Genomic DNA, 22,778 nt, shown 5'->3' with positions numbered 1-22,778 from the left:
GTTTCCCCTGAAAAATGAGATGGAGCAGTACTACAAAATGATAAAGATTATTTACTATACTTACCGAACTGTCTATGTCACTTTTTAAAACTCATACTTCAGTCAAAAAAGTTCTTTGAAAAAAGCATCTTATTGATGTTTGAACAGAAAAAAACAACATCTAGCTTTAGGTAATGCCCATGAAATTAGACAAAATTCCAGATCGTATCGATCCAAGTTTAGATTTAGACAGAATTCGCAACGAGTGCTTAGAGCTAACCAAAAAACGTGCCTATTATTCTGCCGGAGCAGCTGTGATTCCGGTGCCATTTCTGGACGTGGTCATTGATGTCGGCATTCTGTCGCAACTGATCCCGGAGATCAATGCCCGCTTTGGTCTGGCCCCTGAACAGATCAGTGTGTTTGATCCTGCAACCAAGCAGGTGCACTGGAATGAACTGCGTAAACGCGGAATCGAGTTTTCCGGTCTGGTGGTAGCACGTACAGCAGTCAAAAAATCTTTGAACAATGTTGCAGCGAAAGTGATCACAAAGCAAGTCACAAAATTCATTCCACTCGGTGGTCAACTGGTAGCCGCGAGCCTCGGTTATTTTGTCATGAAGAAAATTGCTGAAGCGCATGTGGAAGATTGCTATCGCACAGCAAAAAATATTCAGCAAAAACAGATTGCTCAAGGCAAATAAATTTCCCGCCCCATTTTTTATCCCCAAACTTTTCAAAACTCAGGCAGATTAATCTGCCTGAAGCTGCTTTAAAATTGTTTTTAAAATTTCGACCCGAGCGGTGTTTTTATCATCAGTGGCAATAATATGCCATGGTGCCTGTTCTGTCGACGTACGTTCAAACATGTCGGCTGCCGCTTTTAAATAATCATCCCAACGTTCCCGGTTACGCCAGTCCTCATCGGTGATTTTAAAGCGCTTATGTGGGGTATCTTCACGCGCCTTGAAACGGGCCGCCTGCTCTTCCTGGGAAATCGCCAGCCAGAATTTAATAATTACGGTTTGATGGTTAATCAGGCTCTGTTCAAATCGGTTAATTTCATCATAGGCCCGCTGCCATTCTGCCGGACTGGCAAAGCCTTCTACCCGTTCTACCAGCACCCGACCATACCAGGAGCGGTCAAAAATACAGATATCATCATCAGTTTGCAGCTTGTTCCAGAAACGCCATAAATAAGGACGATTCAGTTCATATTTTTCCGGCGCCCCGATGGTCTGGATTTCATATTCACGTGGATCCAGCTTTTTCACAATCCGCTTGATCGCTCCACCCTTGCCCGCTGCATCCATCCCTTCAAACAGCAAAATCACATTACGTGGGTCTGAGCGCAGCGCCTTGGCCACCTGAGGAGACAGTTTTTTCAGTTCCGCCTTATAGTCCTCTGTCTTGGCAAGTTCTTGCGAAGGATGCTGCAATAATTCTGGAATTTTGGCCTGTTTCCATCGTCCTTTGGCCCGAACCGGATGATTGGGACAATGTTTTAGCACCTGCAAAATATACTGTGCAAACTGCTGGTCACGCTGTTTTTCATCTTCCCCGTCAATGATCAGCCAGTCTTCGTCTTTAGTAAACCGCTCTCGCAAACGTTGCACGGTGTCGTACTTTTTTTTGTCGCGCCAGTCCAGCCCATGCAGTTTGTGCCATTGCATTTCACTCGGATCCATCTGATCCAGGCGTTTTTGTAGCGTTTTCCAAGGCAAGTCGAACCAGACCTTGACCACATCAACATAGTTATTTTTTAGATCCTGCTCAAAGGTACGCATATCTTCCAGATAGGCATCAAACTGGGCATCATCAATGGCACCAGTCTGCATGGTGGTTCTGAGCAGATCGCTGTACCAGTTACCAAACAAGACCATGATCTGGCCTTGGGCAGGAATAAACCGTGTATAGGGTTGCCAGAAGGTCTGTTTTTCTCCTAATACTTGCGGCTGATCGGCTTTCACCTGCAAATAACGGGGATCTACCCATTCACGTAACTGTTTGACTGCTTCGCCCTTACCCGCCAGCTCGATTCCATTGACCAGAACAATCAGGCTTTTGCCATTTTTCTGACCTTGGGTTTTTCTCAGATCATACTGGGCATTGATCAGCGCAAGGGATAGCTCGTCTTCATCCATTAACTGGAAACTTTGTTCTTCTATACGCATACAGATCCCTCATCTTTTATTCTTGTGGGCAGTATAGCGAGGAGTCTGAAGGCAAAAATAGCGTTAGCAACGTTTTTCACACGATTAGATTGTCTGTTTAAACAGCAAATTGACATTCAAATAAGGAATCATTGATCAATTTGTCATAGCGAGATTGCGCCACACCCTCTAAGATTCTGAGATCGAAAAATCATATTTGAAAATACATGTCCAAACTTGCCCGATTAGATGAACTCTTAGAACAGTATTATCAGCTGAAATATCATACTCAGCCTGAAATTTTAAGCCGTTTACAGGATGTGCAGGCATGGCAAAAGGCACGGATGCAGCGTAGCCATCATCAGCATTTTTCTGAAAAAAATAACCAGCTGATGGCCGAATATTTCCTGAACCGGCTCTACGGCGGCTCGGACTTTGATGCACTGGCCGAGCAGATTGCCCGACTGATGAAATATGCGCACAAGGCAGAAAAAATGATTCCGGAAAATGCCCTAAAAACCGGAACCTCAGGCGTAGAACTGGCGATTCTGGCGGTACAACTGGATGAACAGGTCGCAATCCAGCTTTTAGAGGATTACCCTGCCAACGCACCATTGACCGATGAAATGATGCGTGTGACTTATCTGAAACTGGATCAGGGGGAAGCACGTTTGAAACAGCTGGCATTGCTGGATCAGCTGGGTGTCAGTCTGGATAAATATATGCGTTCCTTTGTGGTTTATACCGCCTTCAAGATGTGTAAAGGCGCAGCCAATAAATATCATTTTCAGGTGATGTATGAGTTTATGCAGGACGGTTTCCAGGCCATGAAACCGTTAAAATCGGCAGAAAAATTCGTGCATGACTTTACTGCGATTGAACGCGGTATTATTGAGAAGGTGCATTCAGGTGATCCAACACCATTCCAATAGTAGATTCCTTTCCCATCCATGATGAGGAAGGCTTGCGGTCCTGCCTGATCCTGATATTTTCAGGTCTTTAGGGCAGGCCATCGCCAATGATAAATCATATGAATTATTCGATCACTGGCAGTGAAGATTTCCGCCCATATTCCTATTTTTCTGTATATTATTCATAACAATTGCATCATGATTGCTGAATAACATCCAAGAATCTGTCATTATGCAGGCAATGCAAGATTAACCCGATTGATATGTTAGGAGTGACTCCAATGTCGAATGAAAATCAAACGCCTACCCCTACACCCGAGTCGGCACAACAGACAGACAAAGTGAGCCCATTCTTAACCACTCCGCTTCCGCAAGGCGCTCCACAAGGTCAGCAACAATCTCTAGAACAACGCCTGACCGATACGCCTGTGACTGGAACTGTCCCTAAATATAACCTGCCACGCGGTGCCAATACCGGTAACGTCGGTCCAACCACACACTTCGGCTACAAGACTGTGAGCAGTGACGAAAAAGCCCAGAAAGTGGCTGAAGTATTCCATTCGGTAGCCAGCAAATACGATATCATGAATGACCTGATGTCATTCGGCATTCACCGTCTGTGGAAACGTTTTGCGATTAATATGTCAGGCGTGCGCCGTGGCCAGCATGTGCTGGATATTGCTGGCGGTACAGGCGACCTGGCCAAAGTATTTAGCCGTGAAGTGGGCCCTACCGGTCATGTAGTACTGTCTGATATTAACGAATCCATGCTGAATGTTGGCCGTGACCGTCTGATTGATGCCGGCTGTACCAATGTTGATTTCGTTCTGGCGAATGCAGAAACTCTAGAGCCATTTGCCGACAACAGCTTTGACCTGGTGACCATTTCTTTTGGTCTGCGTAACGTCACCGATAAAGATGCTGCACTGGCAGCCATGTATCGTGTGCTTAAGCCAGGCGGCCGTTTACTGATTCTGGAATTCTCTAAACCAGTCTTCGAGCCATTCTCAAAACTGTATGACCTGTATTCATTCACCGCTTTACCAATCATGGGCAAAATCGTGGCAAATGATTCAGAAAGCTATAAATACCTGGCTGAATCAATCCGTATGCATCCAGACCAGCGTACTTTAAAAGGCATGATGGAAAATGCTGGCTTCCAGAACTGTGATTATCACAATCTGACCGGCGGTATCGTTGCCGTTCACCGTGGCTTCAAGCTTTAAGGGTCGTACCCGATATGTGGTCACTTCTCGCTCTCGGTGCTGTTGAACGCCTGATTCATCATATGATTGATCTGGATGCGATTACCCGCATTCAGCTCAATGCTTTAGCCGGCAAAATGTTGCGGCTGGTCATTGCCTCACCGCAACTGTCCGTCGATGTCTTCTTTGATGAGGGCAAGGTTCGTCTAGAACCAACGCCAACCGGTCATACTGAAGAATCTTCGATTTTTGAACAGCGCCCTTATGAAGCCAATAGTACTCAAATTCCTGAAGCAACGGCGACGCTACAGGTGAATAATGTCGTAGAGCTGCTTAAGCTGCTGCTTGCTGATGAAGTCGGTAATATTCCATTGCAAGGTGACTATAAACTTCTGCAAGAAATCCAGCGCATCATGCAGCAGGCAGAACCTGATCTGGCGGCGCATTTAAGTCCCTGGATTGGCCCTGCTCTGGCGCATGAAATTGGCAAGTTGCAGCTGGCTCCGAAGCATTTAAAACGCACTTTGCAAAGCCAGTTATTTTTCGCTGAAGATGCCCTGAAAGAAGATAGTGGTCTCTTTGCCCCGCGCTGGCAAATGGATGACCTGAATCAGGATACCCGTATCCTGAACCAGAATTTGGATCGCGTCGAAGCCAAAATCCGTCAGCTTCAGGCACAGATTGAATCTGACGATTCTACTGATCAGCCATTTACTCCTGCTACACCTCATATTCCTTCTCAATACTAGGTACACCGCTTTATGATTCCGCATGTTTCACGTTTACTCGAACTTTGGCGCATCGCCGCGCACTATAGACTCGACACGTTGTTTCCTGCGGAAGAACTTCCTGAGAAAGCCCGACATATTTTATCTTTGATCCGTATGCATCCGGCAGCCTGGTCCAGCCGTGAGCGTAAAAACCCGCTCAAGCTGAAACTGGCATTGGAAGAAATGGGACCACTGGCAATCAAGCTGGGTCAGTTGCTTTCGACCCGTCGTGACCTGATTCCACCTGAAGTGCTGCAACAACTGGTCCTGCTACAGGATCAGGTCAAGCCCTTTGATAATGATGTCGCCAAGATGCGTATTCAGGAATCCTTAAAAGCGGATATAAATACCCTGTTCGCCCGATTTGATGTTCAGCCACTGGCAGCCGCCTCGATTGCACAGGTGCATACTGCAGCCCTGCACGATGGCCGTGAAGTGGTGGTCAAAGTGACCCGTCCGAATATTCGACAGCAGATCTTGCAGGATTTTGAAATTCTAAGCTGGCTGGGTGATTTTCTGGAAAAACGTCTGGAAGCAGCACGTGCCCTGCATTTGTCAGAAATCATTCAGGACTATCGCCAGATCATTCTGAATGAACTGGACCTGACGCTGGAAGCGGACAATACCCGCCGTATGCGTCATTACTTCACTGGCTCCAGCATGATGTATGTGCCTGAAGTTTATATGGACAGTAAGGACGTGCTGGTGGCAGAACGGATTACCGGTGTTCCGATTTCGGATATTGCCACCTTTGATGAACTGGGTATGGACCGTGCGGATCTGGCACGTAAAGGTTTAACTATCTTCTTTACTCAGGTCTTCCGCGACAACTTCTTCCATGCGGACATGCATCCAGGCAATGTCTTTGTCGAAACTATCAATCCGGCCAATCCGCGCTTTATTGCGCTGGACTGTGCGATTATGGGCGAGCTGTCCAAACATGACCAGATGACCGTGGCACGTATGCTGCTGGCGGTCATGAACAGCGACTTCATGCAGCTGATTCAGATTGTGCATCAGGCCGGCTGGATTCCACCAGGTACCGATCAGGACGCGCTAGCACGCGAAATGCGTCGCACTGTGGGCCCAATGGTGTCCAAGCCAATGCATGAGCTGGACTTTGCCGGGATTCTGATTCAGGTCATGGACATCGCCCGTCGTTTCCATCTGGAAATCCCGCCACAGCTGATGTTGTTACTGAAAACGCTGGTTCATGTAGAAGGTCTGGGAACAGACTTGTATCCTGAACTAGATATCTGGAGTCTGGCGAAACCAATCCTCACCGATTGGGTCAAAGCCCAGATGAATCCGCAAAAGAATATTAAAGAACTGGGACAAAAAATCCCGGATCTGCTTTTAGGTGCGCAGGATTTACCGACCCTGATGATCGACAGCCTGAATGGTCTGAAAAACCAGTCCGCCTGGCATGCCAAACAGCTCAATGAATTGCAAAGCATGCGCCTGCAAATGGAACATCAGCAAAAACGTAGCTGGATTTTTGGCAGCATCATGGCCATTCTGCTTTCGATTGCGATCATTTCCCCATGGTTTGTGTCAGTGATTTTGATCGTACTGGCAAGCGTACTCGCAGTCTGGCGGATTGCAAAATAACTGAAATAACCTTCTTAAAAGACCTGACATTGTTCAGGTTTTTTTATTTTTCTCCTTCCCTATGACTGCAAAGTCACCTTAGGGTATATCTTGCCATTGGGCTTTGTGACCAGATGCTTAAAATATGTCCTCATTGGTCAAATATGGGTTGAACCTTTATGCAGATTTTACAAAAACATGCGCCTGCTCTGAAAATCCGCGCTGGGCATCAGGCTCGTGAGCTGATTCTGAAAGAAGGTTTGCAACCCGAACAGGTCGATATTGTGCCGGGTGCTGCAGGTGGCCCCAAAGGTATTGGTATTCAGGGACTGGACCAGGCCATTTTTGGCGAGTTTTTCCCACGAGCTCCTCAGCGTAGAACCTTAGTCGGTTCATCCATTGGTAGCTGGCGTTTTGCCAGTGTCGCGGCGTGGGGAGCCAAAGCAGGCACTGAACGTCTTGCCGACTTGTATACCCATCTGTACTTTCACAAGAAAATGACCCGTAAGGAGGTCAGTGACGTTTGTCGTGGCATGCTGCTGGATCTGGTACAAGGCAAAGAAACCGATCTGGTGAATCATCCAGATTATCATCTGACGGTATTGTCGATTAAAGCCCAGCACATTTTCCAGAGTGACAAGGCGCTCCCCCTACTCGCCTCTGTAGCTGGCATTGTGGGAACTACCGCTGTAGCGCGTAAACATAGCCGCCATTTTATGCAACGTGTGATCAGCCAGCCGAATACCGGTGAACAGTTTAAAATTGCCGATGATGGATTTACTACACATTATCACGCCTTGACTGAGCAAAGTGTTTTGTCATGGCTGATGGCCTCTGCTTCTATTCCGGGCGTGATGGCAGCGGTCAATAATATTCCGGATGCACCGCAAGGTTATTATCGCGATGGTGGTCTGATTGACTATCATATTGACCTGCCGTTTCAGAGCAAAGGCATCGTGCTGTATCCGCATTTTACTGACAGCATTACTCCTGGCTGGTTCGATAAACTGTTTAAACGCACGGCAAGCCCGGAAAATCAGGCACGAACTTTGCTAATTTCACCTTCTCAGGAATATTTGCAAAGTTTGCCTTTGGGTCGTTTACCGGATCGTAAGGACTTTACTTTAAAAGGTTTGGATCAAGCCCAGCGGATTCAGCTCTGGAAGCAATGCATTGCTGAAAGTCAGCGCTTGGGAGATGAATTTCTGGAGCTGGTCGAGAAGCAGAATTTTGCCGATGTGATGCAAAGTCTGTAATGGGCGCAGTCTGCCCGAATTGTTTGTATAATTGCCTTAATTTTTTGAACTGTTGAGATTTATGCAGAAATTTTTAGTGATCCTGCAATATGCATGTATAGCCTTTGGACTTTATCTGATTTATAGCGTTAGCATGTCACTCTATACCCAGCAATTTGAGCTGATGGAACTGGTGGCAGATATTGGTACCATTCTGATCTGTCTGGATTTGGGTGTGTTCTTATATACCAGTAAAGGCAAACAAGGTATCACCATGGAAGAGTATGCCAAACAGCTGGAACAACCACCGTCTAAACTGGTTTATGTGACACGTAAACTGGGACATCTGGGTATTTTATTGATTATTACCAGCTGGATTGTTCCGATTATTAATAGTTAATCCAAAATAAAAAACCTCCCGATTGGGAGGCTTTTTTTAAATTTCTTTGAGATGACAGGCTTTTAAAAATTGATATGTTGAATCATACAATTCACTCGGTCTGGTCCAATCATTATCATCTACATTCGGTAGGTAAATCACCACTCCTTGACGCGCACGAGTCAACAAAACACGATAAGTATTCAGTAGATATTTTTGCTTTTCCATCTGATTGATGTTCTGCCATTTTGTTCCTTTAAATGCTTGATAACACCAACCATCCTTAAAGTAAAAATTAATATCCCACGCAACACAGCAGTAATCTAATTCTAATCCTTGAACATCAAATTCTGTGGCGACATCTTCTAAGTAATATGAAGAACGTACATCAATTGTAGAATTCAAAAACCAATCAGATGGTGTGATTTTATTTTTAACATCAATCCCCTCTGCTTTGAGTCTTCTTGCGCCTGAGCTCGCAACCATGCCGTAACGCTCTGTCCCTTTAGCTTGTTGTTTTAGCCACGACTTGGCTCTTTCCAAGTTCCTTGTTAAAACAATTGGATAGGATTCTATAACTTGGCTATAAATATGTTGTGCTTTCGTCGCATCCCCATCTAAAATTGCTTGGACAAGTTCAGCAACTCTTTCACTTCTAAACGACCTTACTGATACCGCCAAATGTAAATCAGGTTCTTTATTACCATACTGAATTAAATGATGCTTTCGGCTTTGATCTTGTATATAGACACGATCCTCTAAAATTTTCTCAGAATAATAAATCTGCCATTCAGGATAATGCTGTTGTAAAGCATCTAACCATTCGATAACCCCTGCTTCTCCAGTGTTAATCTCTTGACCGCCACCGATCAAACAAATAATCACACACCAATCTGTGTGCCGATCCATTACCTCAATCAAAAATTGTGGTTCAGATTTATCAAAGCTCTGAATTCCCTTTTTTTGCTTCATAAAGTTAGAAACTTGTTCTTTGCGCCAAGCTCTTTGTGCCTCATCAAATACTACCACCTTTTCAATAGGAGCTTCTAATGACCTTAAGTACTCATCTCGAAAGTGATGGATATTTTGAATAAAAGCTTTTGCTTTTCTTTCAGCACTTGATCTGGTTTCAAGTTGACCTTCAGTTTTTGCTGTTTCGACTGTTTGTCGAATCAGCGCTTCCCTTAGCACATCAACAAGTGGGCCATTGCCCGAGAGAAAAACTGAATGTTCTGATTCGTCTTTTTTTAGTCGCTGGTTAGCAATATTCAGCCCTGCTAATGTTTTTCCAGCACCCGGTACTCCTGTAAGAAAACAAATTGCCTTATGTCGTTTTTCTTTTGTTGTTTCAATAATATGTTCAATACGTGCTGAAGTTATTTTTAAATTAATCGCCCCTGCATCACTTCTGGAAATATCTTCAACTTGATGTCCTTGATAAAGTGCTTTCGCTGCTTCAATGATTGTGGGTGTCGGTCTATAGCTGGCTTGATTCCACTCTTGGATATTAATGTCCATACCCACATCATAATGCGCAAGAGCCTGTAGAATTATTTGGTTTAAATTGTACTGATGACAACAAATGGGTGCTCCAAGATCATCTACATCCTCCCAAATGATCTCTTGTGTATCCGCTTCAGTAGCTATAAGAATTGGAATAATTTTTTTATCATGACTTTGTGAATGAAAATTCTTTAAATCCAAGCAATAATCAATCACCTGATTTTTTGCAGTTGTAGAGTAAAAACTTTCCCCAACCTTAAACTCAATAACAAAGATTAAATTACGAATAATCAGAATATTATCAGCACGCTTCCCCATTCGAGGAATGCTGTACTCAAAGTAAAGATGACCCTTTGCTATACCAACTAAATTTGCTTTTAAAATATCTATTTGTGCTAACCAAGCATTTTTCTGTAAATCTTCAAGTGCAAATTCATGATGCTGTGCCAAATTACCTAAGATTAAGTCATTTGAGCTAGATAAAAAATCTTGGATGGAACTTTGATAATAACTTCTTAGCATTTTTAGATTCTTTGAGATTTTTTAATATTGTCGATACGAAAAACCTCCCTTTTGGGAGGTTTTTCGTTTAGAGCCTAAAGATTATTTCGAACCTTTAATCCCGGCTTGAAGTAATAGTGCTCCTAAACCACCAATTTTATTTTCTTGTGGTTTAGCCGCTTGAGGTTTCTTGCCATGCGGGCGGTCACCTTGTGGACGTGCATGCTGTGGACGTTTGCCTTGTGGCTTGCGCTCACCGCGTTGCTCATTGTCACGACGTGGTTGACGTGGTGCTTTCACTGGTGCTTCCGAACCTTCAGGACGCATCGACAGATTGACACGGTTACGTTCCACATCAACGTTCAGTACACGAACTTGTACGATTTGACCTGGTTTTACCACTTTATGCGGATCAGCCACAAATTCATTGGCTAATTCAGAAATATGTACCAAACCATCCTGATGTACACCAACATCCACGAAAGCACCGAAGTTAGTCACATTGGTGACTACGCCTTCCAGCTGCATGCCTTCAGTCAATTGAGCCACTTCAGTAATATCATCACGGAATTTTGCGGTACGGAATTCTGGACGCGGGTCACGGCCAGGTTTTTCCAGTTCAGCCAAAACGTCCTGAACGGTTGGCAGCCCGAATTTATCATCGACAAACTCTTCAGCATTGACCTGGCGAATGATTTCAGTATTGCCAATAATATCTTTTACAGTCGTTGCTTTTGCTTCAACAATTTTAGATACCAGTGGATAAGACTCAGGGTGAACTGCAGAAGCATCTAATGGTTCTGAACCTTGCTGGATACGCAAGAAACCCGCTGCCTGTTCAAAAGTACGTTCGCCTAGACGTGGCACTTTTTTCAGATCCTGACGATTGTCAAAACGGCCATTTTCTTTACGGAAGTCCACGATTTGCTGCGCGATTGATTTGTTCAGACCTGCGATATAACCCAGGATCGCAGCAGATGCAGTATTTACATCCACACCGACCGAGTTCACACAGTCCTCAACTACTGCTTCAAGAGTTTTTGCCAGACCGGTCTGGTTTACATCATGTTGATACTGACCTACACCAATGGATTTAGGATCGATTTTCACCAGTTCAGCCAATGGATCTTGCAGACGGCGCGCAATTGATACTGCACCACGGATCGATACATCCAGTTCAGGCAATTCCTGAGAAGCCAGTTCAGATGCTGAGTAAACAGAAGCTCCCGCTTCTGAAACAGAAACACGGGTCAATTTCAGGTCGCTATTTGCAGCCATCATTTCAGCAACCAATGCTTCAGTTTCACGGCTGGCCGTACCATTCCCGATTGCAATCAGGTCAACATTGAATTCGCGGCAAAGACGCGCCAATTCAGTCAGTGAACCTTCTTTATCATCTTTCGGTGCAAATGGGTAAATGGTGCTATGTGTCAGTACATCACCTGATTCATTCACCACTGCCAGTTTCACACCAGTACGGATACCAGGGTCTACACCCAGAGTTGTACGGGCACCTGCAGGCGCAGAAAGCAGTAAATGACGCAGGTTTTCAGCAAAGACCTGCATTGCTTCAGCTTCAGCAGCCAGACGTTTTTCAGTCAATAATGAATGTTCGATCGTTGGACGAACTTTACCAAGCCAGAACAGTTTCGCAGTTTGCTTTAAGAAATCCTGACGAGATTGCGGCTGAATGGTATCCAGGTTGTATTCAGTTTCAATACGTGCCAATGGTGCATCATCTTCGCCATCTACTTTAAGGCCCAGTACATTTTCCTGACGGCCACGTAGCATTGCCAATAAGCGATGCGAAGGTACCTTGTTCAGATTTTCAGAGAAATCGAAGTAATCACGGAATTTTTTACCAACTTCTTTTTTCTCTTCGCTAGCGACCAGACTTTTCAGCACGGCAGTTTTAGCAAACATTGCTTTAAGCTCAGTGGTCAACGCAATATTCTGTGCCCAGTCATCAATCAGGATGTGCTGGATTGCATCGAGCTGGCTTTCCAGATCTGGATAATCTTCATGGCTAAAGCCCGCCAAAGCTTCTGCTGGATCCACGGCTTCAGTAAAGATTTTTTCTGCAATCGGACCTAAACCGGCTTCTTTGGCTTTAAACGATTTGCTGGTACGTTTTGGACGGTATGGTGCGTAAATTTCTTCTAGGGCATTTTTAGTTTCTGCCGCATTCACCCGTGCCAATAAATCATCAGATAATTTATTTTGTTCTTTTAGTGATTCGATCACCTTTTCACGGCGTTCATACAAATCACGCAAATACGATAAACGTGTATCGAGCTGGCGTAGTTGCGTATCGTCTAAGCCCTGCGTTACTTCTTTACGGTAACGTGCAATGAAAGGAACGCTGGCACCCTCATCAATCAGTTTGATGGCAGCTTCTACTTGATTTGGACGTACGGCAAGTTCTTTTGCCAACTGCTGAACTAAGTCAGTCATCGTGTTTGATCCCACAAGGATAAGTACTAAATGGCATGATTATAAAGACCAGGTCTATAAAATCCACCATTGTTTTTATTAATTTATATAAGCTTCAGATAACCGTATACGATCGTTTTCCAGTTTTTCCACTAAAGTTTGCATGAACTTTGCATTTTATTCTTGTTCCAAGACGATTTTTTTCGCATATAGATGTATATATTTGGTATCTATGTCTTGATTTTAACTGCAATATTTGATGCTTTAGAGCATAGTCAATTAATAGTAATGAATCGTATACTCAAAGCATATTTCATTTTTTGTTTATGACGACAATAAAGAATAAAGGAGCACCTCATGAGTTTAGTGGTACCTGCTGAAAAACCCGATGCTGTACATACCGAAACCGACCGGGTCGAGCGCATCCTGGTTGTCGATGATGATGTGCGTCTGCGTACCCTGTTACAACGTTTCCTTGAAGATAAAGGCTTCGTCGTTAAAACTGCGCATGATGCTACCCAGATGGATCGACTATTACAGCGGGAACTGTTTTCTTTGATTGTGCTCGATTTTATGCTGCCTGTAGAAGACGGCCTCAGCATCTGTCGTCGCCTACGCCAGTCGAATATTGATATTCCAATTATTATGCTCACTGCACGTGGTAGCGATTCGGATCGTATTGCAGGTCTGGAAGCGGGAGCCGATGATTACTTACCAAAACCATTTAATCCAAATGAATTGCTGGCACGTATTCGTGCAGTTTTGCGTCGTCAAGTTCGTGAAGTGCCAGGCGCTCCTAGCCAGCAAATGGAAGTGGTGTCGTTCGGCCCATGGTCACTGGATCTGTCCACTCGTACTCTGACTCGTGAGGGCCAGGTAGTGACCCTGACCACTGGTGAATTTGCGGTATTGAAAGCGCTGGTTCAGCATCCACGTGAACCTTTAACGCGTGACAAACTGATGAATCTGGCACGTGGCCGTGAATGGGGTGCGATGGAACGTTCAATTGACGTTCAGGTATCACGCTTACGTCGTTTGATTGAAGAAAACCCTGCCCGTGCGCGTTATATTCAAACCGTTTGGGGTGTCGGTTATGTGTTTGTTCCAGATGGTGCTGAATAATTTTCTTATTAGAAGAAAGTAAAATATTCGTCCGTCTATCAATTTAGTTTTTAATTACGTGACAAATTCATTCGCAACTGTTTGAGGCAGGAGGTATTCATCTCTAATGTTTCTGCGATAAATTGATTACTTGCCGCAATTTGACGAGTTTTGCGAATGAAAATGGTTTTGCCTACTTTTGCCGAAACAAAAGTAGGTCGAACCGAAGGTTTCAACCTATATCTAAATTACAGATGGTTTGACTCCGGTGTGATAAGGCCTTTTAATCAACTCATAATAATTTGCTGAAGTCATAGCACAGGATTGCTCAGTGAAACTCGACCCCATCGACCCACAAAAATTTACCGATTTTGTCAGCTACTCAGAAAAAAAACGTACCCCTTGGGAACGCTTTCTGGACAAAATCAAGCCGCGCTCTGCAGCGATGCGAACCACTGTACTGGTGGTCTTTGTGGTCTGTTTCAGCCTGTTCATGTCAATCTGGTTTTTCTGGCGTACCCTCTATTTACCTGAAATTCAGCAACACGCGCGTTATCTGGCCATGGAGCTGGAAATTCTCAACAATTCGGACCTGCGTCTTTATCATAAAGAACAGGAAGTTGATATTGATACCTGGCTCAAAAACCGGATCGGAATCGAATATGTCACTAATCCGGCTGAATACCCCAATGTAAAAGACAAAGTCATTGCCGAATTCTTTACCAATCAGATTGAAACCAAGCTGGCCAAAGAATTAAGAATCGAACAGGCGACCGTTTATTTCCAGTTCAAGCCAAGTCCACGCATCTGGATACAAACCCCTGAAATGAATGGAAACTGGGTACGTGAACCTCTTAAAACCTATGCCAACTATAGTCCTGAACTGATTCTAGGCTGGCTGCTTGGCACGCCACTCATTGCCGGCATTATTATTCTGACCCTGGTGCGTCAGCTGAACCGTCCTTTACGCCGCTTGCAGAATGCAGCAAATAGCTATAGTAAAAATGGTTCCGCCCCTTATCTGGATACCAATCATGGTCCGCTGGAAATCCGTCAGGTGAATCATGCCTTTAACCAGATGATTTATACCTTGGATCAAACCGAGCGTGATCGTCGAATCATGCTCGCGGGGATTTCACATGACCTGCGTACACCGTTGACCCGTATCCGTCTTAGCGCAGAAATGATGCCGGATGAAGACTTTCTCAAGGAAGGCCTGATTTATGACGTCGAGGATATGGATGCCATTCTGAACCAGTTCATTTCCTATATGCGGGATGGTTCCGATGAAGAGCTGCAAGAAACCAATGTCAATGTGCTGTTGCAGGAACTGGTCAAGCAGTTTAAGCCACTTGATATTCGCTTTACACCTCAAGAGATACCGCTGGTTGAGGTACGCAGCATGTCGCTGAAACGCCTGATTGGTAACCTGATCAACAACTCAAAACGCTATGGTGCGGAACCGATCGAGCTGGCTGCCTATGTGCAGGACCATAAACTGATGATCAGTGTGGCCGATCATGGTGAAGGGATTCCAGAAGACCAGATTGAAGCACTGATGCAACCCTTTGTTCGTGGAAATTCTGCGCGTACCGTACAAGGCAGTGGTCTGGGTCTGGCAATTGTCAAGCGTATTGTTGATATTCACTCAGGTGAGCTGCATATCCAGAATCGGCCTGAAGGCGGTCTGGAAGCCATTATCGCCTTACCCCTGAAAACAGCAGATTCCGAGGCACCCGCTGCCCCAACCACCTTAGATAAAATTCGTCAAACGCTCACTGATCACTTCTAGTAAGTGATCATAAAAGCAACAAACAACTTTTTAGTATTTCTATACAATTCATTTTAATTTTCAATAATTCAATCATTTAAAAAACATCATTTTTCATTATACCTACATTTAGCTAAAAAATTAGACCTTAGCCTAACACCTATGCAAAATACATTTTTTGATCGGTACAATCCGTATCATTATTTAAGAATTTATGAGAGTTGAAATGTCTTTAGATCGTATCCGTTTAGCCTCCCTACACAACAAAGTCATCAGCCCTGAACAAGCTGCTGAATTCATCGAAGATGGTATGACTGTGGGTATGAGTGGCTTTACTCGCGCTGGTGAAGCGAAGGCGGTTCCTTTAGCTTTGGTACAACGCGCAAAAGTAAATCCACTGAAAATCACGTTGATCACAGGTGCATCACTCGGTAACGATTTGGACAAGCAACTCACTGAAGCAGGCGTATTGGCACGTCGTTTACCCTTCCAGGTAGATAGCACTTTACGTAAAGCGATCAACAAAGGCGAAGTGATGTTCATCGATCAGCATTTGTCTGAAACCGTTGAACAGATGCGTAACCAACAGTTAAAAAAACCTGATGTAGCGGTGATTGAAGCAGTTGCGATCACTGAAGATGGCGGCATCATTCCAACAACTTCTGTAGGTAACTCTGCAAGTTTTGCAATTTTTGCTGAGAAAGTGATTGTTGAAATCAACACGAATTTAAGTCCTGCATTTGAAGGCTTGCACGACATCTACATCCCGACTTACCGTCCAACACGTCAAGCAATTCCATTGACTCAAGTGGATGAGCGTATCGGTACACATGCAATCAATATTGATCCTTCAAAAATCGTGGGTATCGTATTCAACAATGAATTGCATGACTCTCCATCAACTGTAACTGCACCAGATGATGAGACTCAATCAATTGCTAACCACTTGATCGCTTTCTTTGAAAAAGAAGTAGCTGAAGAGCGTTTACCGAAAAACCTTGGCCCTCTTCAAGCAGGGATCGGTTCCATTGCAAACGCCGTATTGACGGGTCTGAAAGATTCAAACTTCGAAGACTTGATCATGTACTCAGAAGTACTACAAGACTGTACCTTTGAATTGATCGATGCAGGAAAAATGAAATTTGCTTCAGGTTCTTCAATTACACTTTCTGCAAAATATGGCGAGAAAGTATTTAACAACCTTGAGCACTACAAAGACAAACTTGTATTACGTCCACAGGAAATTTCAAACCATCCTGAACTGGTACGCCGTTTAGGTATTATCGGCATCAACACTGCACTTGAGTTTGATATTTACGGTAACGTGAACTCAACTCACGTATGTGGTACCAAAATGATGAACGGTATTGGTGGTTCAGGTGACTTCGCGCGTAATGCCCACTTGGCGATCTTCGTAACCAAATCAATCGCGAAAGGTGGCGACATCTCTTCTGTAGTGCCGTTTGCTTCACATATCGACCATGCAGAACACGATGTTGATATCCTTGTGACTGAACAAGGTCTGGCAGATCTTCGTGGTCTGGCGCCACGTGAACGTGCTCGTGCAGTAATTGATAACTGTGCACACCCAATGTACCGAGATGCATTGAATGACTACTTCGACCGTGCATGTGCAAAAGGTGGCCATACACCTCACCTGCTTCGTGAAGCATTGTCTTGGCACTCTAACTTTGAAGAAAATGGTCATATGCTTGCAGTAGAAGCTGCAGTCAAAACTGCTTAATTGACCGCTTCAGAAAACGCCCCACGGGGCGTTTTTTTATGGGAAAAATAATAAATAAACAAAGACAAATCTATCCATAAGAATCTGATCAGCTTAACTTCTTAAATATTTTGAATGATTAAAAAACTGCACTTAGTCTGGATGCAGGGCTTTAAATTCCAGTTCTTCACCCTCATACTTCTAACAAGACAAAGATTAGAGACATGACATGCGCGTAGATATTTGGTCAGATGTGGTCTGCCCTTTTTGCTATATTGGTAAAAAACGGCTGGAAGCTGCTGCAAAGGAAAGCGGAATTGAACTTGAAGTCCATTGGCATAGTTTTCAGCTAGATCCTGAAGCGCCAGTCCGTCAGGAAGTTTCCAACTCTGAGCGTTTGGCACAAAAATATGGCCGTTCAGTGGCAGAAGTTGAAGACATGCAGCGCAATATCGCAGCCATGGCCAAACAGGAAGGCATTGAATTTAACTGGGAAGGTGCCAACTCTGGTAATACCTTGAATGCGCATCGCATCATTCACCTGGCACAAAGCAAAGGCTTGGGCAATGAAGCTCAGGAAGCTTTTTTCTACAGCTATATGACGCAAGGCCTGCCAATTGGTGAACGTGAAACGCTGGAAGATGTTGCAGCGCGTATTGGCCTGAACCCGGTTGAAGTGGACGATTTACTCGACTCGGATGAATTTGCGGACTTTGTTAAATTTGACCAGGAAGTGGCGCGTGACCAGCTCAAAGTTACTGGTGTTCCGTTCTTTGTATTTGATCAACGCATTGCTTTGGCAGGTGCTCAGCCGAAAGAAGTCTTTTTACAAGTTCTTGAAAAAGCTTTAGAGGAGCCACAGCAACAACCAGCAGCTGATCAGTGTTCTACAGATGCTTGTGATGTTCCGGCAAAGCCTGAGTAAAAACTAAATCAAAAAATCCCCATTTAAGATGGGGATTTTTTTATGAATGATGTGAATTATTCAACCAGAAAACTGATCTTTAGATTGACACGATATTCGGTAATTTTATTGTCATTAATCACGACTTTCTGTTCATTGATCCAGGCACCTTGAACATTTTTGATCGTCTCTGTGACTTTTGCGATGCCACTTTGAATTGCATCCTCAAAGCTTTTACTACTGCTTGAATTGACTTCTACCACTTTTGCAATTGCCATGATTCAACACTCACTCTGTGAAGATAGAAGCATTCATCTTAGTCGATTTAAATTTCTCTACAGCTCCTAGCAAACAAGTAATAGCAAAAACTTACAGGGAATGAACAAATACTGATCTGCCCTTACTGCTTTAAAAAAAATTTAAATCTGGATCTCTAGTTTTAAATAATCAACAAATAAATGTTTGCTTAAAAGCTTCTAAAACATCTAAAAAATGTATAAAAAACAATCCAAAACCATCTAGAGCAAATATTCTAATATATTGTTTTATAGAGTATTTTATCTAAATTTAGTTGCTTTTCTTGCCGATTTGATCATTTTTTATTAATTGCCATTTGATATTATTTTTCACGTGATTTAAGACTAATTTTTTCCTTGTTCAAGCTCTTGAACATCCAGATATCAAAAGGTCATGTTATGAAAACTGTTAAATTTTTATGCGCAGCAACTGTGATGGCTTTTTCTCTACAAGCTTCAGCACAAATGGCTCAAGTGGTTTATCTTCCAGATTTCCCTGTAAGCAAAGCACCAGTTGAAACTGTAGCAACAGATACTGCAACTGCAGAAACTGAAAAAGCGGCTTAAGTCTTTAAGCAAAATCTCCCAGCAGGCTGAATTATTCAGCCTGTTTTTATTTCAGGGCTTCGAAAATTTAACTTATTCTTCTATTTAAAGAGCATTAAAAACCTCATTATTTTTTATTTTATTTTGATTTCGTTCACTTTTTATTCAAAAAAAACCACCAAATTCGCTTAAAAAATACTCAAAATAATCAAGTATTTTTTCAATCAGATGCTTATAATCAGAACCTGATCTTTTATGGATTTCAGACTTTCTTGTTATGAACCAGCTTCAAGCATTAATACAGGGAAAAATTTCTCCGCAGGCAATTTCTGTGGATTTTTTGATTGAAATGGCTGAGCGTTATCCAGATCCCAACTCTACCGAATATAAACTGGTAGAACTTGCAGTCAATATGATCATGGCCAAGTCACTGGATAAAGCACTCAAATATATCTAGAGAGCTAAAATGAATGCTTTAGAAAAAGCAAAATTAATTAGAGAATTAAATGAATTGGGGCAGCAACTAGAACATAAATCCCTCAGTTTATATGAAGCCGCCCGAACCAAAAAACGACTCCAGGATATTTTTCATCTCTGTGATGAACCTGTTTTTAAAAATCAGATTTTAAGTTTTAAATCCCGTATTCAGCCTGAGCTGGCAGCACATCAGTTTGCAGCAAACACCCAGTTTCATCATTGTTATCGTGGTTATTTTAAGGATCCTGTGCAGCTGCAACAGGCACTGACTGCGCATACAGAAACAGGCTGGGCCTTTTTGCATCAGCCACAACAAGGCTGGCAAATCTGGCTAGGTCCCGTAGAGCAATCTGATTTTTTACATAGTGAATGGGATGAATTAGTAAATTCCCACAACTGGCTTTTGCAGCAACAGCAACAAGGCACATATTTTCCTCTCGATCCCCAACTGAATATTCCGGCTTTATCTGTTCAGGACGCCGAATTCGATACGCTTACCCTGGAAATCGCGCGTTATCATCAGGGCAGTTTGCAGATCCAGACCAAGATCACTGCACCTCAATTGTCTAAAACAATTAAACCTGATTTAGACAGAGCAACTAGCGAAACAGAAGAAGCTAAAACAGCTGAGCTGTCTATAGAAATAGACAACACGGATAGTTCATCCTCTATTTTGATAATAGATGAAAATATTAATTTTCCTGAATCTATACAGCTAGGTAAATTCTCTGCCCTGCTGCATCCCTTAGAACATGCTGGAGCGACTATACGGCGTCTCTGTGCCCTAGAATTACAACCGACTGTCTCCCAACCGGCCGATCTGGAAATAGCGCTATATTATGCCGAGGAAGAGCACTGGCAGGCACGTCCTGTTTATCTCTCCATGCAGACCGATCAGCAAGGGCAAGGTCTGAAATATCTGATGCTCTTAGGCGCACCGAGCCTCTTGCAGGCCAATTCCTGTATCCAGCACTGGGGCACGCAACGTGGACGGCGTTGTATAGAGATAAAATCCATATCATGGGCAGCTTTAGGTGCCTGTCTTGATCAGATAGATCTTTTCAGTGAAATATATCTGCAACAAGCCGAAACGGTCTGGATGCCTGAGGAAAGCTATGCCTATATTCCGGCTCGGTGTATTCATCAAAAGAAATTTATCAATTTTGAGGAAGCGCCCGCTGATTTTTCTACTCCAATTTTATTGCTACAGGAACATCAGAAAATTCGGGTGATTCATGGAGAACGTCGCCTGGCATTGTCCAATCAGGAAATCGCTTATCCTTATTTAATGCTCAAACGTGATAAGGATTTGAATTGGCAAAAAATTCATCAAATTGTTTTAGGATTGTCACAGCCGGTACGGGTTTTAGATCTTTATATGGCAATTCAGGCACAAATCATTAAATAATTGATGTAGTTATGTAGTTTATCCTTGCTTTTTTTCCTTATTTTTTAGAAAACTAGCGCAGTAAATAAAATACGATAAGAGCAAGAATCAACTCATGCGAATAAACCAAATTACTCGAATCTTATTGCTATCACTTGGCGTGGGATTAAGTAGTAGCCCAGTTTGGGCAGAAGCATCTCCTACAGAACCTGCAGAAACAGAACAGCCTACAGGTACAGGTACAGGTACAGGTACAGGTACAGGTACAGGTACAGGTACAGGTACAGGTATTTTAGATCAGATTCCACGCTTGATCGATGCCACGCCTACGATTTTACCTCAACAGTCAGACGAAGCGATGGTGCCCACCACCGAAGAAACAGAAGATAAATCTTGGGCTGACAAAAAGCAGAAAAGAATCCGTGAATGGGCAGACCGCACCGCACATAAGATTGATAACTGGTTTGGCCAGACCAACCCGGATGAGCCAGCAACTGCGACTTTGCGAATCATCCTGGATAATAGCTGGGACAAATATGAAAACTATGAAATCAAGCCGAGGATTCGAGGAAAAATCAAGCTTCCAACCTTGGAACAAAAGTTAAGTCTGGTCTTTGGTGATGACAGCCTGGATAACGAACTGGATAGCAATGTCGCAATTACCAATGAAAATCCTGGCAATGCCCGGGATAAAAATCTGGATATTCGCCGTACCCGTGAAAACAACAGCTCGTTTGCACTACGCTGGTCAGAATTTTCAAATGGCCTACCTTTCGATAGCGATCTGGATCTGGGGGTACGTTCTGGGGATGATATCTATGTACGGGCCAAAATCAGTAAAGACTGGGCGATGCAGAATGACTTCTCTTTTCATGCCGAACAGATTTATCGCTATGGATTGCAGAGTGAAAATTATTTGCGGACCAACCTGGAACTGATCCATGCTCGTCCCAATGAGGCCTTTTTTTCCAATCAGTTAAGTTTAACCTATGCAGATGAGCAGGAAGACGATTTGACCTGGGACAACTATACCTTCAGACAGCATCAATTTTTCCAGGGCAACCGCTTTAACTATGGCATCTATACGGGCGGCTATCTGGATGATAAAGATTTACGCTTAAATCGCTGGGGACCTTATGTGTCCTGGAGACAGCCTTTCTTACGTGAATGGTTCTTTGTGCAAGGCGACCTGAACTATCTGAATGATGACCGACTGGACCGAAGCCATTATCTGGGTGCGATGATACGTCTTGAGGCCATTTTCTAAATTTGAACAAATCCGAAACTATAAAAGCCCATAAAATATGGGCTTTTTAATGTCTGAATCCAATAAGTTTTTATTGGCGGTGCTCAACCGTTGTAAAGGCAATTCGATCACTACGAATCATACGTTTTTGCTGCAAAGAAGGCTGTTCCATCTGTGGCATATTCCATACCGCGCGGTCGGTACGCTGCATTCGTTTTACTTTTGGCGCTTCTTTTTTCATGGGTGCCTGAAAACTAATACGATCGCTACGAGTCACTTTTTTGGACTCAGTATCGGCCATTGTGGCTGCGCTCATTGACATCAGAATGACTGTACTCAGATTCATCATCAGTGATTTTTTCATGGGAGAATTCTCTAAACTTAATAATCGCTATTATAAATTAATATATAAAATATTATCTATTTTTCAGATTTAAAACTTAAAGGTATTTTTTTATTCTGGCTATCGCTTTTTTAAATCATTAAAGGGGAATCCAAGTTTTAAGCGCTAAATTCAGAACATAAAAAATCCCTCCGTAGAGTAATGCCAGTCAGTTAAGCAAATTTTAGTAAAATGTAGTAAAAATGAGTGTATGTAAATACGCTCATTTTTTTATGTCTTTATCTGAACATTTAGAATCCACTCTTGAACATTCTCTCCCATCACT

The 22,778-nt window shown here is 43.3% G+C and carries 20 protein-coding genes; 15 read left to right on the top strand and 5 right to left on the bottom strand.

Translation table 11 applies throughout. The annotated features are described in order from the left end of the window. The first annotated feature begins 179 nt into the window (after positions 1-179). Positions 180-683, top strand: a complete 504-nt coding sequence (locus FTV12_RS13000; protein ID WP_159123426.1) for a hypothetical protein — start codon at positions 180-182, stop codon at positions 681-683. Positions 684-731: 48 nt separating this feature from the next. On the opposite strand, the gene FTV12_RS12995 is transcribed toward FTV12_RS13000, so the two are convergent. Beyond that, complete coding sequence (locus FTV12_RS12995) at positions 732-2,153, bottom strand: phosphate--AMP phosphotransferase (RefSeq protein ID WP_180034180.1); 1,422 nt, start codon at positions 2,151-2,153, stop codon at positions 732-734. Between the two features lie 206 nt (positions 2,154-2,359). Here FTV12_RS12995 and FTV12_RS12990 point away from each other — a divergent pair, with 206 nt between their 5' ends. From FTV12_RS12990 to FTV12_RS12965, 6 genes are all read left to right on the top strand, one after another. Next, complete coding sequence (locus tag FTV12_RS12990; RefSeq protein WP_180034179.1) at positions 2,360-3,064, top strand: hypothetical protein; 705 nt, start codon at positions 2,360-2,362, stop codon at positions 3,062-3,064. A gap of 260 nt (positions 3,065-3,324) precedes the next feature. Then, a complete protein-coding gene (gene ubiE / locus FTV12_RS12985) occupies positions 3,325-4,269 on the top strand; it encodes a bifunctional demethylmenaquinone methyltransferase/2-methoxy-6-polyprenyl-1,4-benzoquinol methylase UbiE (protein ID WP_005232491.1) in 945 nt (314 codons plus the stop codon). A gap of 14 nt (positions 4,270-4,283) precedes the next feature. Further along, on the top strand, positions 4,284-4,997 hold the full coding sequence (locus FTV12_RS12980) for an SCP2 domain-containing protein (protein WP_180034178.1): 714 nt from the start codon (positions 4,284-4,286) through the stop codon (positions 4,995-4,997). Positions 4,998-5,009: 12 nt separating this feature from the next. After that, positions 5,010-6,629 carry an AarF/ABC1/UbiB kinase family protein gene (locus FTV12_RS12975; protein ID WP_180034177.1) on the top strand — a complete coding sequence of 540 codons (1,620 nt, stop codon included), beginning with the start codon at positions 5,010-5,012 and terminating at the stop codon, positions 6,627-6,629. Between the two features lie 158 nt (positions 6,630-6,787). Beyond that, on the top strand, positions 6,788-7,864 hold the full coding sequence (locus tag FTV12_RS12970) for a patatin-like phospholipase family protein (RefSeq protein WP_180002535.1): 1,077 nt from the start codon (positions 6,788-6,790) through the stop codon (positions 7,862-7,864). Between the two features lie 61 nt (positions 7,865-7,925). Next, on the top strand, positions 7,926-8,243 hold the full coding sequence (locus tag FTV12_RS12965) for a hypothetical protein (RefSeq protein ID WP_004781714.1): 318 nt from the start codon (positions 7,926-7,928) through the stop codon (positions 8,241-8,243). Positions 8,244-8,279: 36 nt separating this feature from the next. On the opposite strand, the gene FTV12_RS12960 is transcribed toward FTV12_RS12965, so the two are convergent. Then, a complete protein-coding gene (locus FTV12_RS12960) occupies positions 8,280-10,247 on the bottom strand; it encodes a DUF2075 domain-containing protein (RefSeq protein ID WP_180034176.1) in 1,968 nt (655 codons plus the stop codon). 81 nt (positions 10,248-10,328) lie between these two features. Then, positions 10,329-12,680 (bottom strand): Tex family protein, encoded by a 2,352-nt coding sequence (locus FTV12_RS12955; RefSeq protein ID WP_180034175.1) that lies wholly within the window; start codon positions 12,678-12,680, stop codon positions 10,329-10,331. A 336-nt stretch (positions 12,681-13,016) separates the two neighbouring features. Here FTV12_RS12955 and ompR point away from each other — a divergent pair, with 336 nt between their 5' ends. The 4 genes from ompR to FTV12_RS12935 all read left to right on the top strand — a co-directional run bounded on the left by ompR (position 13,017) and on the right by FTV12_RS12935 (position 18,179). Continuing rightward, complete coding sequence (gene ompR / locus FTV12_RS12950) at positions 13,017-13,781, top strand: two-component system response regulator OmpR (RefSeq protein WP_004781707.1); 765 nt, start codon at positions 13,017-13,019, stop codon at positions 13,779-13,781. A 310-nt stretch (positions 13,782-14,091) separates the two neighbouring features. Continuing rightward, positions 14,092-15,552, top strand: coding sequence for an ATP-binding protein (locus tag FTV12_RS12945; protein WP_180011859.1), 1,461 nt, complete (start codon positions 14,092-14,094; stop codon positions 15,550-15,552). 205 nt (positions 15,553-15,757) lie between these two features. Then, the gene (locus FTV12_RS12940; RefSeq protein ID WP_180034174.1) at positions 15,758-17,275 is read left to right on the top strand and encodes an acetyl-CoA hydrolase/transferase family protein; all 1,518 of its coding nucleotides are present in this window, start codon (positions 15,758-15,760) and stop codon (positions 17,273-17,275) included. Between the two features lie 208 nt (positions 17,276-17,483). Beyond that, a complete protein-coding gene (locus FTV12_RS12935) occupies positions 17,484-18,179 on the top strand; it encodes a DsbA family oxidoreductase (RefSeq protein WP_159123435.1) in 696 nt (231 codons plus the stop codon). Between the two features lie 56 nt (positions 18,180-18,235). On the opposite strand, the gene FTV12_RS12930 is transcribed toward FTV12_RS12935, so the two are convergent. Continuing rightward, the gene (locus tag FTV12_RS12930; RefSeq protein ID WP_179991974.1) at positions 18,236-18,436 is read right to left on the bottom strand and encodes a dodecin family protein; all 201 of its coding nucleotides are present in this window, start codon (positions 18,434-18,436) and stop codon (positions 18,236-18,238) included. A gap of 417 nt (positions 18,437-18,853) precedes the next feature. Here FTV12_RS12930 and FTV12_RS12925 point away from each other — a divergent pair, with 417 nt between their 5' ends. The 4 genes from FTV12_RS12925 to FTV12_RS12910 all read left to right on the top strand — a co-directional run bounded on the left by FTV12_RS12925 (position 18,854) and on the right by FTV12_RS12910 (position 22,131). Continuing rightward, positions 18,854-19,021 carry a hypothetical protein gene (locus FTV12_RS12925; protein ID WP_004781698.1) on the top strand — a complete coding sequence of 56 codons (168 nt, stop codon included), beginning with the start codon at positions 18,854-18,856 and terminating at the stop codon, positions 19,019-19,021. 256 nt (positions 19,022-19,277) lie between these two features. Continuing rightward, positions 19,278-19,457, top strand: a complete 180-nt coding sequence (locus tag FTV12_RS12920) for a hypothetical protein (protein WP_004781696.1) — start codon at positions 19,278-19,280, stop codon at positions 19,455-19,457. A 9-nt stretch (positions 19,458-19,466) separates the two neighbouring features. Continuing rightward, positions 19,467-20,885 carry a hypothetical protein gene (locus tag FTV12_RS12915; RefSeq protein WP_180034173.1) on the top strand — a complete coding sequence of 473 codons (1,419 nt, stop codon included), beginning with the start codon at positions 19,467-19,469 and terminating at the stop codon, positions 20,883-20,885. 94 nt (positions 20,886-20,979) lie between these two features. Continuing rightward, positions 20,980-22,131 (top strand): hypothetical protein, encoded by a 1,152-nt coding sequence (locus FTV12_RS12910; protein ID WP_180034172.1) that lies wholly within the window; start codon positions 20,980-20,982, stop codon positions 22,129-22,131. A gap of 70 nt (positions 22,132-22,201) precedes the next feature. Here the strand turns inward: FTV12_RS12910 and FTV12_RS12905 are convergent, their stop codons facing one another. After that, positions 22,202-22,474 carry a hypothetical protein gene (locus tag FTV12_RS12905; RefSeq protein ID WP_180034171.1) on the bottom strand — a complete coding sequence of 91 codons (273 nt, stop codon included), beginning with the start codon at positions 22,472-22,474 and terminating at the stop codon, positions 22,202-22,204. Positions 22,475-22,778 lie beyond the last annotated feature (304 nt).

This window comes from Acinetobacter sp. YH12233, from assembly GCF_013417725.1.
Lineage (GTDB): Bacteria > Pseudomonadota > Gammaproteobacteria > Pseudomonadales > Moraxellaceae > Acinetobacter.
Note: the sequence above shows the minus strand (reverse complement) of the source record. Positions and strands in the feature narration are given on the sequence as shown.

Excerpts from the sequence above, each read along its gene's own strand:
- FTV12_RS12990 (WP_180034179.1), top strand. The coding sequence starts at position 2,360 with ATGTCCAAACTTGCCCGATTAGATGAACTCTTAGAACAGTATTATCAG.
- FTV12_RS12930 (WP_179991974.1), bottom strand. The coding sequence starts at position 18,436 with ATGGCAATTGCAAAAGTGGTAGAAGTCAATTCAAGCAGTAGTAAAAGC.
- FTV12_RS12920 (WP_004781696.1), top strand. The coding sequence starts at position 19,278 with ATGAACCAGCTTCAAGCATTAATACAGGGAAAAATTTCTCCGCAGGCA.
- FTV12_RS12995 (WP_180034180.1), bottom strand. The coding sequence starts at position 2,153 with ATGCGTATAGAAGAACAAAGTTTCCAGTTAATGGATGAAGACGAGCTA.
- FTV12_RS12970 (WP_180002535.1), top strand. The coding sequence starts at position 6,788 with ATGCAGATTTTACAAAAACATGCGCCTGCTCTGAAAATCCGCGCTGGG.
- FTV12_RS12905 (WP_180034171.1), bottom strand. The coding sequence starts at position 22,474 with ATGAAAAAATCACTGATGATGAATCTGAGTACAGTCATTCTGATGTCA.
- FTV12_RS13000 (WP_159123426.1), top strand. The coding sequence starts at position 180 with ATGAAATTAGACAAAATTCCAGATCGTATCGATCCAAGTTTAGATTTA.
- FTV12_RS12965 (WP_004781714.1), top strand. The coding sequence starts at position 7,926 with ATGCAGAAATTTTTAGTGATCCTGCAATATGCATGTATAGCCTTTGGA.
- FTV12_RS12955 (WP_180034175.1), bottom strand. The coding sequence starts at position 12,680 with ATGACTGACTTAGTTCAGCAGTTGGCAAAAGAACTTGCCGTACGTCCA.
- ompR (WP_004781707.1), top strand. The coding sequence starts at position 13,017 with ATGAGTTTAGTGGTACCTGCTGAAAAACCCGATGCTGTACATACCGAA.
- FTV12_RS12935 (WP_159123435.1), top strand. The coding sequence starts at position 17,484 with ATGCGCGTAGATATTTGGTCAGATGTGGTCTGCCCTTTTTGCTATATT.
- FTV12_RS12980 (WP_180034178.1), top strand. The coding sequence starts at position 4,284 with ATGTGGTCACTTCTCGCTCTCGGTGCTGTTGAACGCCTGATTCATCAT.
- FTV12_RS12975 (WP_180034177.1), top strand. The coding sequence starts at position 5,010 with ATGATTCCGCATGTTTCACGTTTACTCGAACTTTGGCGCATCGCCGCG.
- FTV12_RS12940 (WP_180034174.1), top strand. The coding sequence starts at position 15,758 with ATGTCTTTAGATCGTATCCGTTTAGCCTCCCTACACAACAAAGTCATC.
- ubiE (WP_005232491.1), top strand. The coding sequence starts at position 3,325 with ATGTCGAATGAAAATCAAACGCCTACCCCTACACCCGAGTCGGCACAA.
- FTV12_RS12915 (WP_180034173.1), top strand. The coding sequence starts at position 19,467 with ATGAATGCTTTAGAAAAAGCAAAATTAATTAGAGAATTAAATGAATTG.
- FTV12_RS12960 (WP_180034176.1), bottom strand. The coding sequence starts at position 10,247 with ATGCTAAGAAGTTATTATCAAAGTTCCATCCAAGATTTTTTATCTAGC.
- FTV12_RS12910 (WP_180034172.1), top strand. The coding sequence starts at position 20,980 with ATGCGAATAAACCAAATTACTCGAATCTTATTGCTATCACTTGGCGTG.
- FTV12_RS12925 (WP_004781698.1), top strand. The coding sequence starts at position 18,854 with ATGAAAACTGTTAAATTTTTATGCGCAGCAACTGTGATGGCTTTTTCT.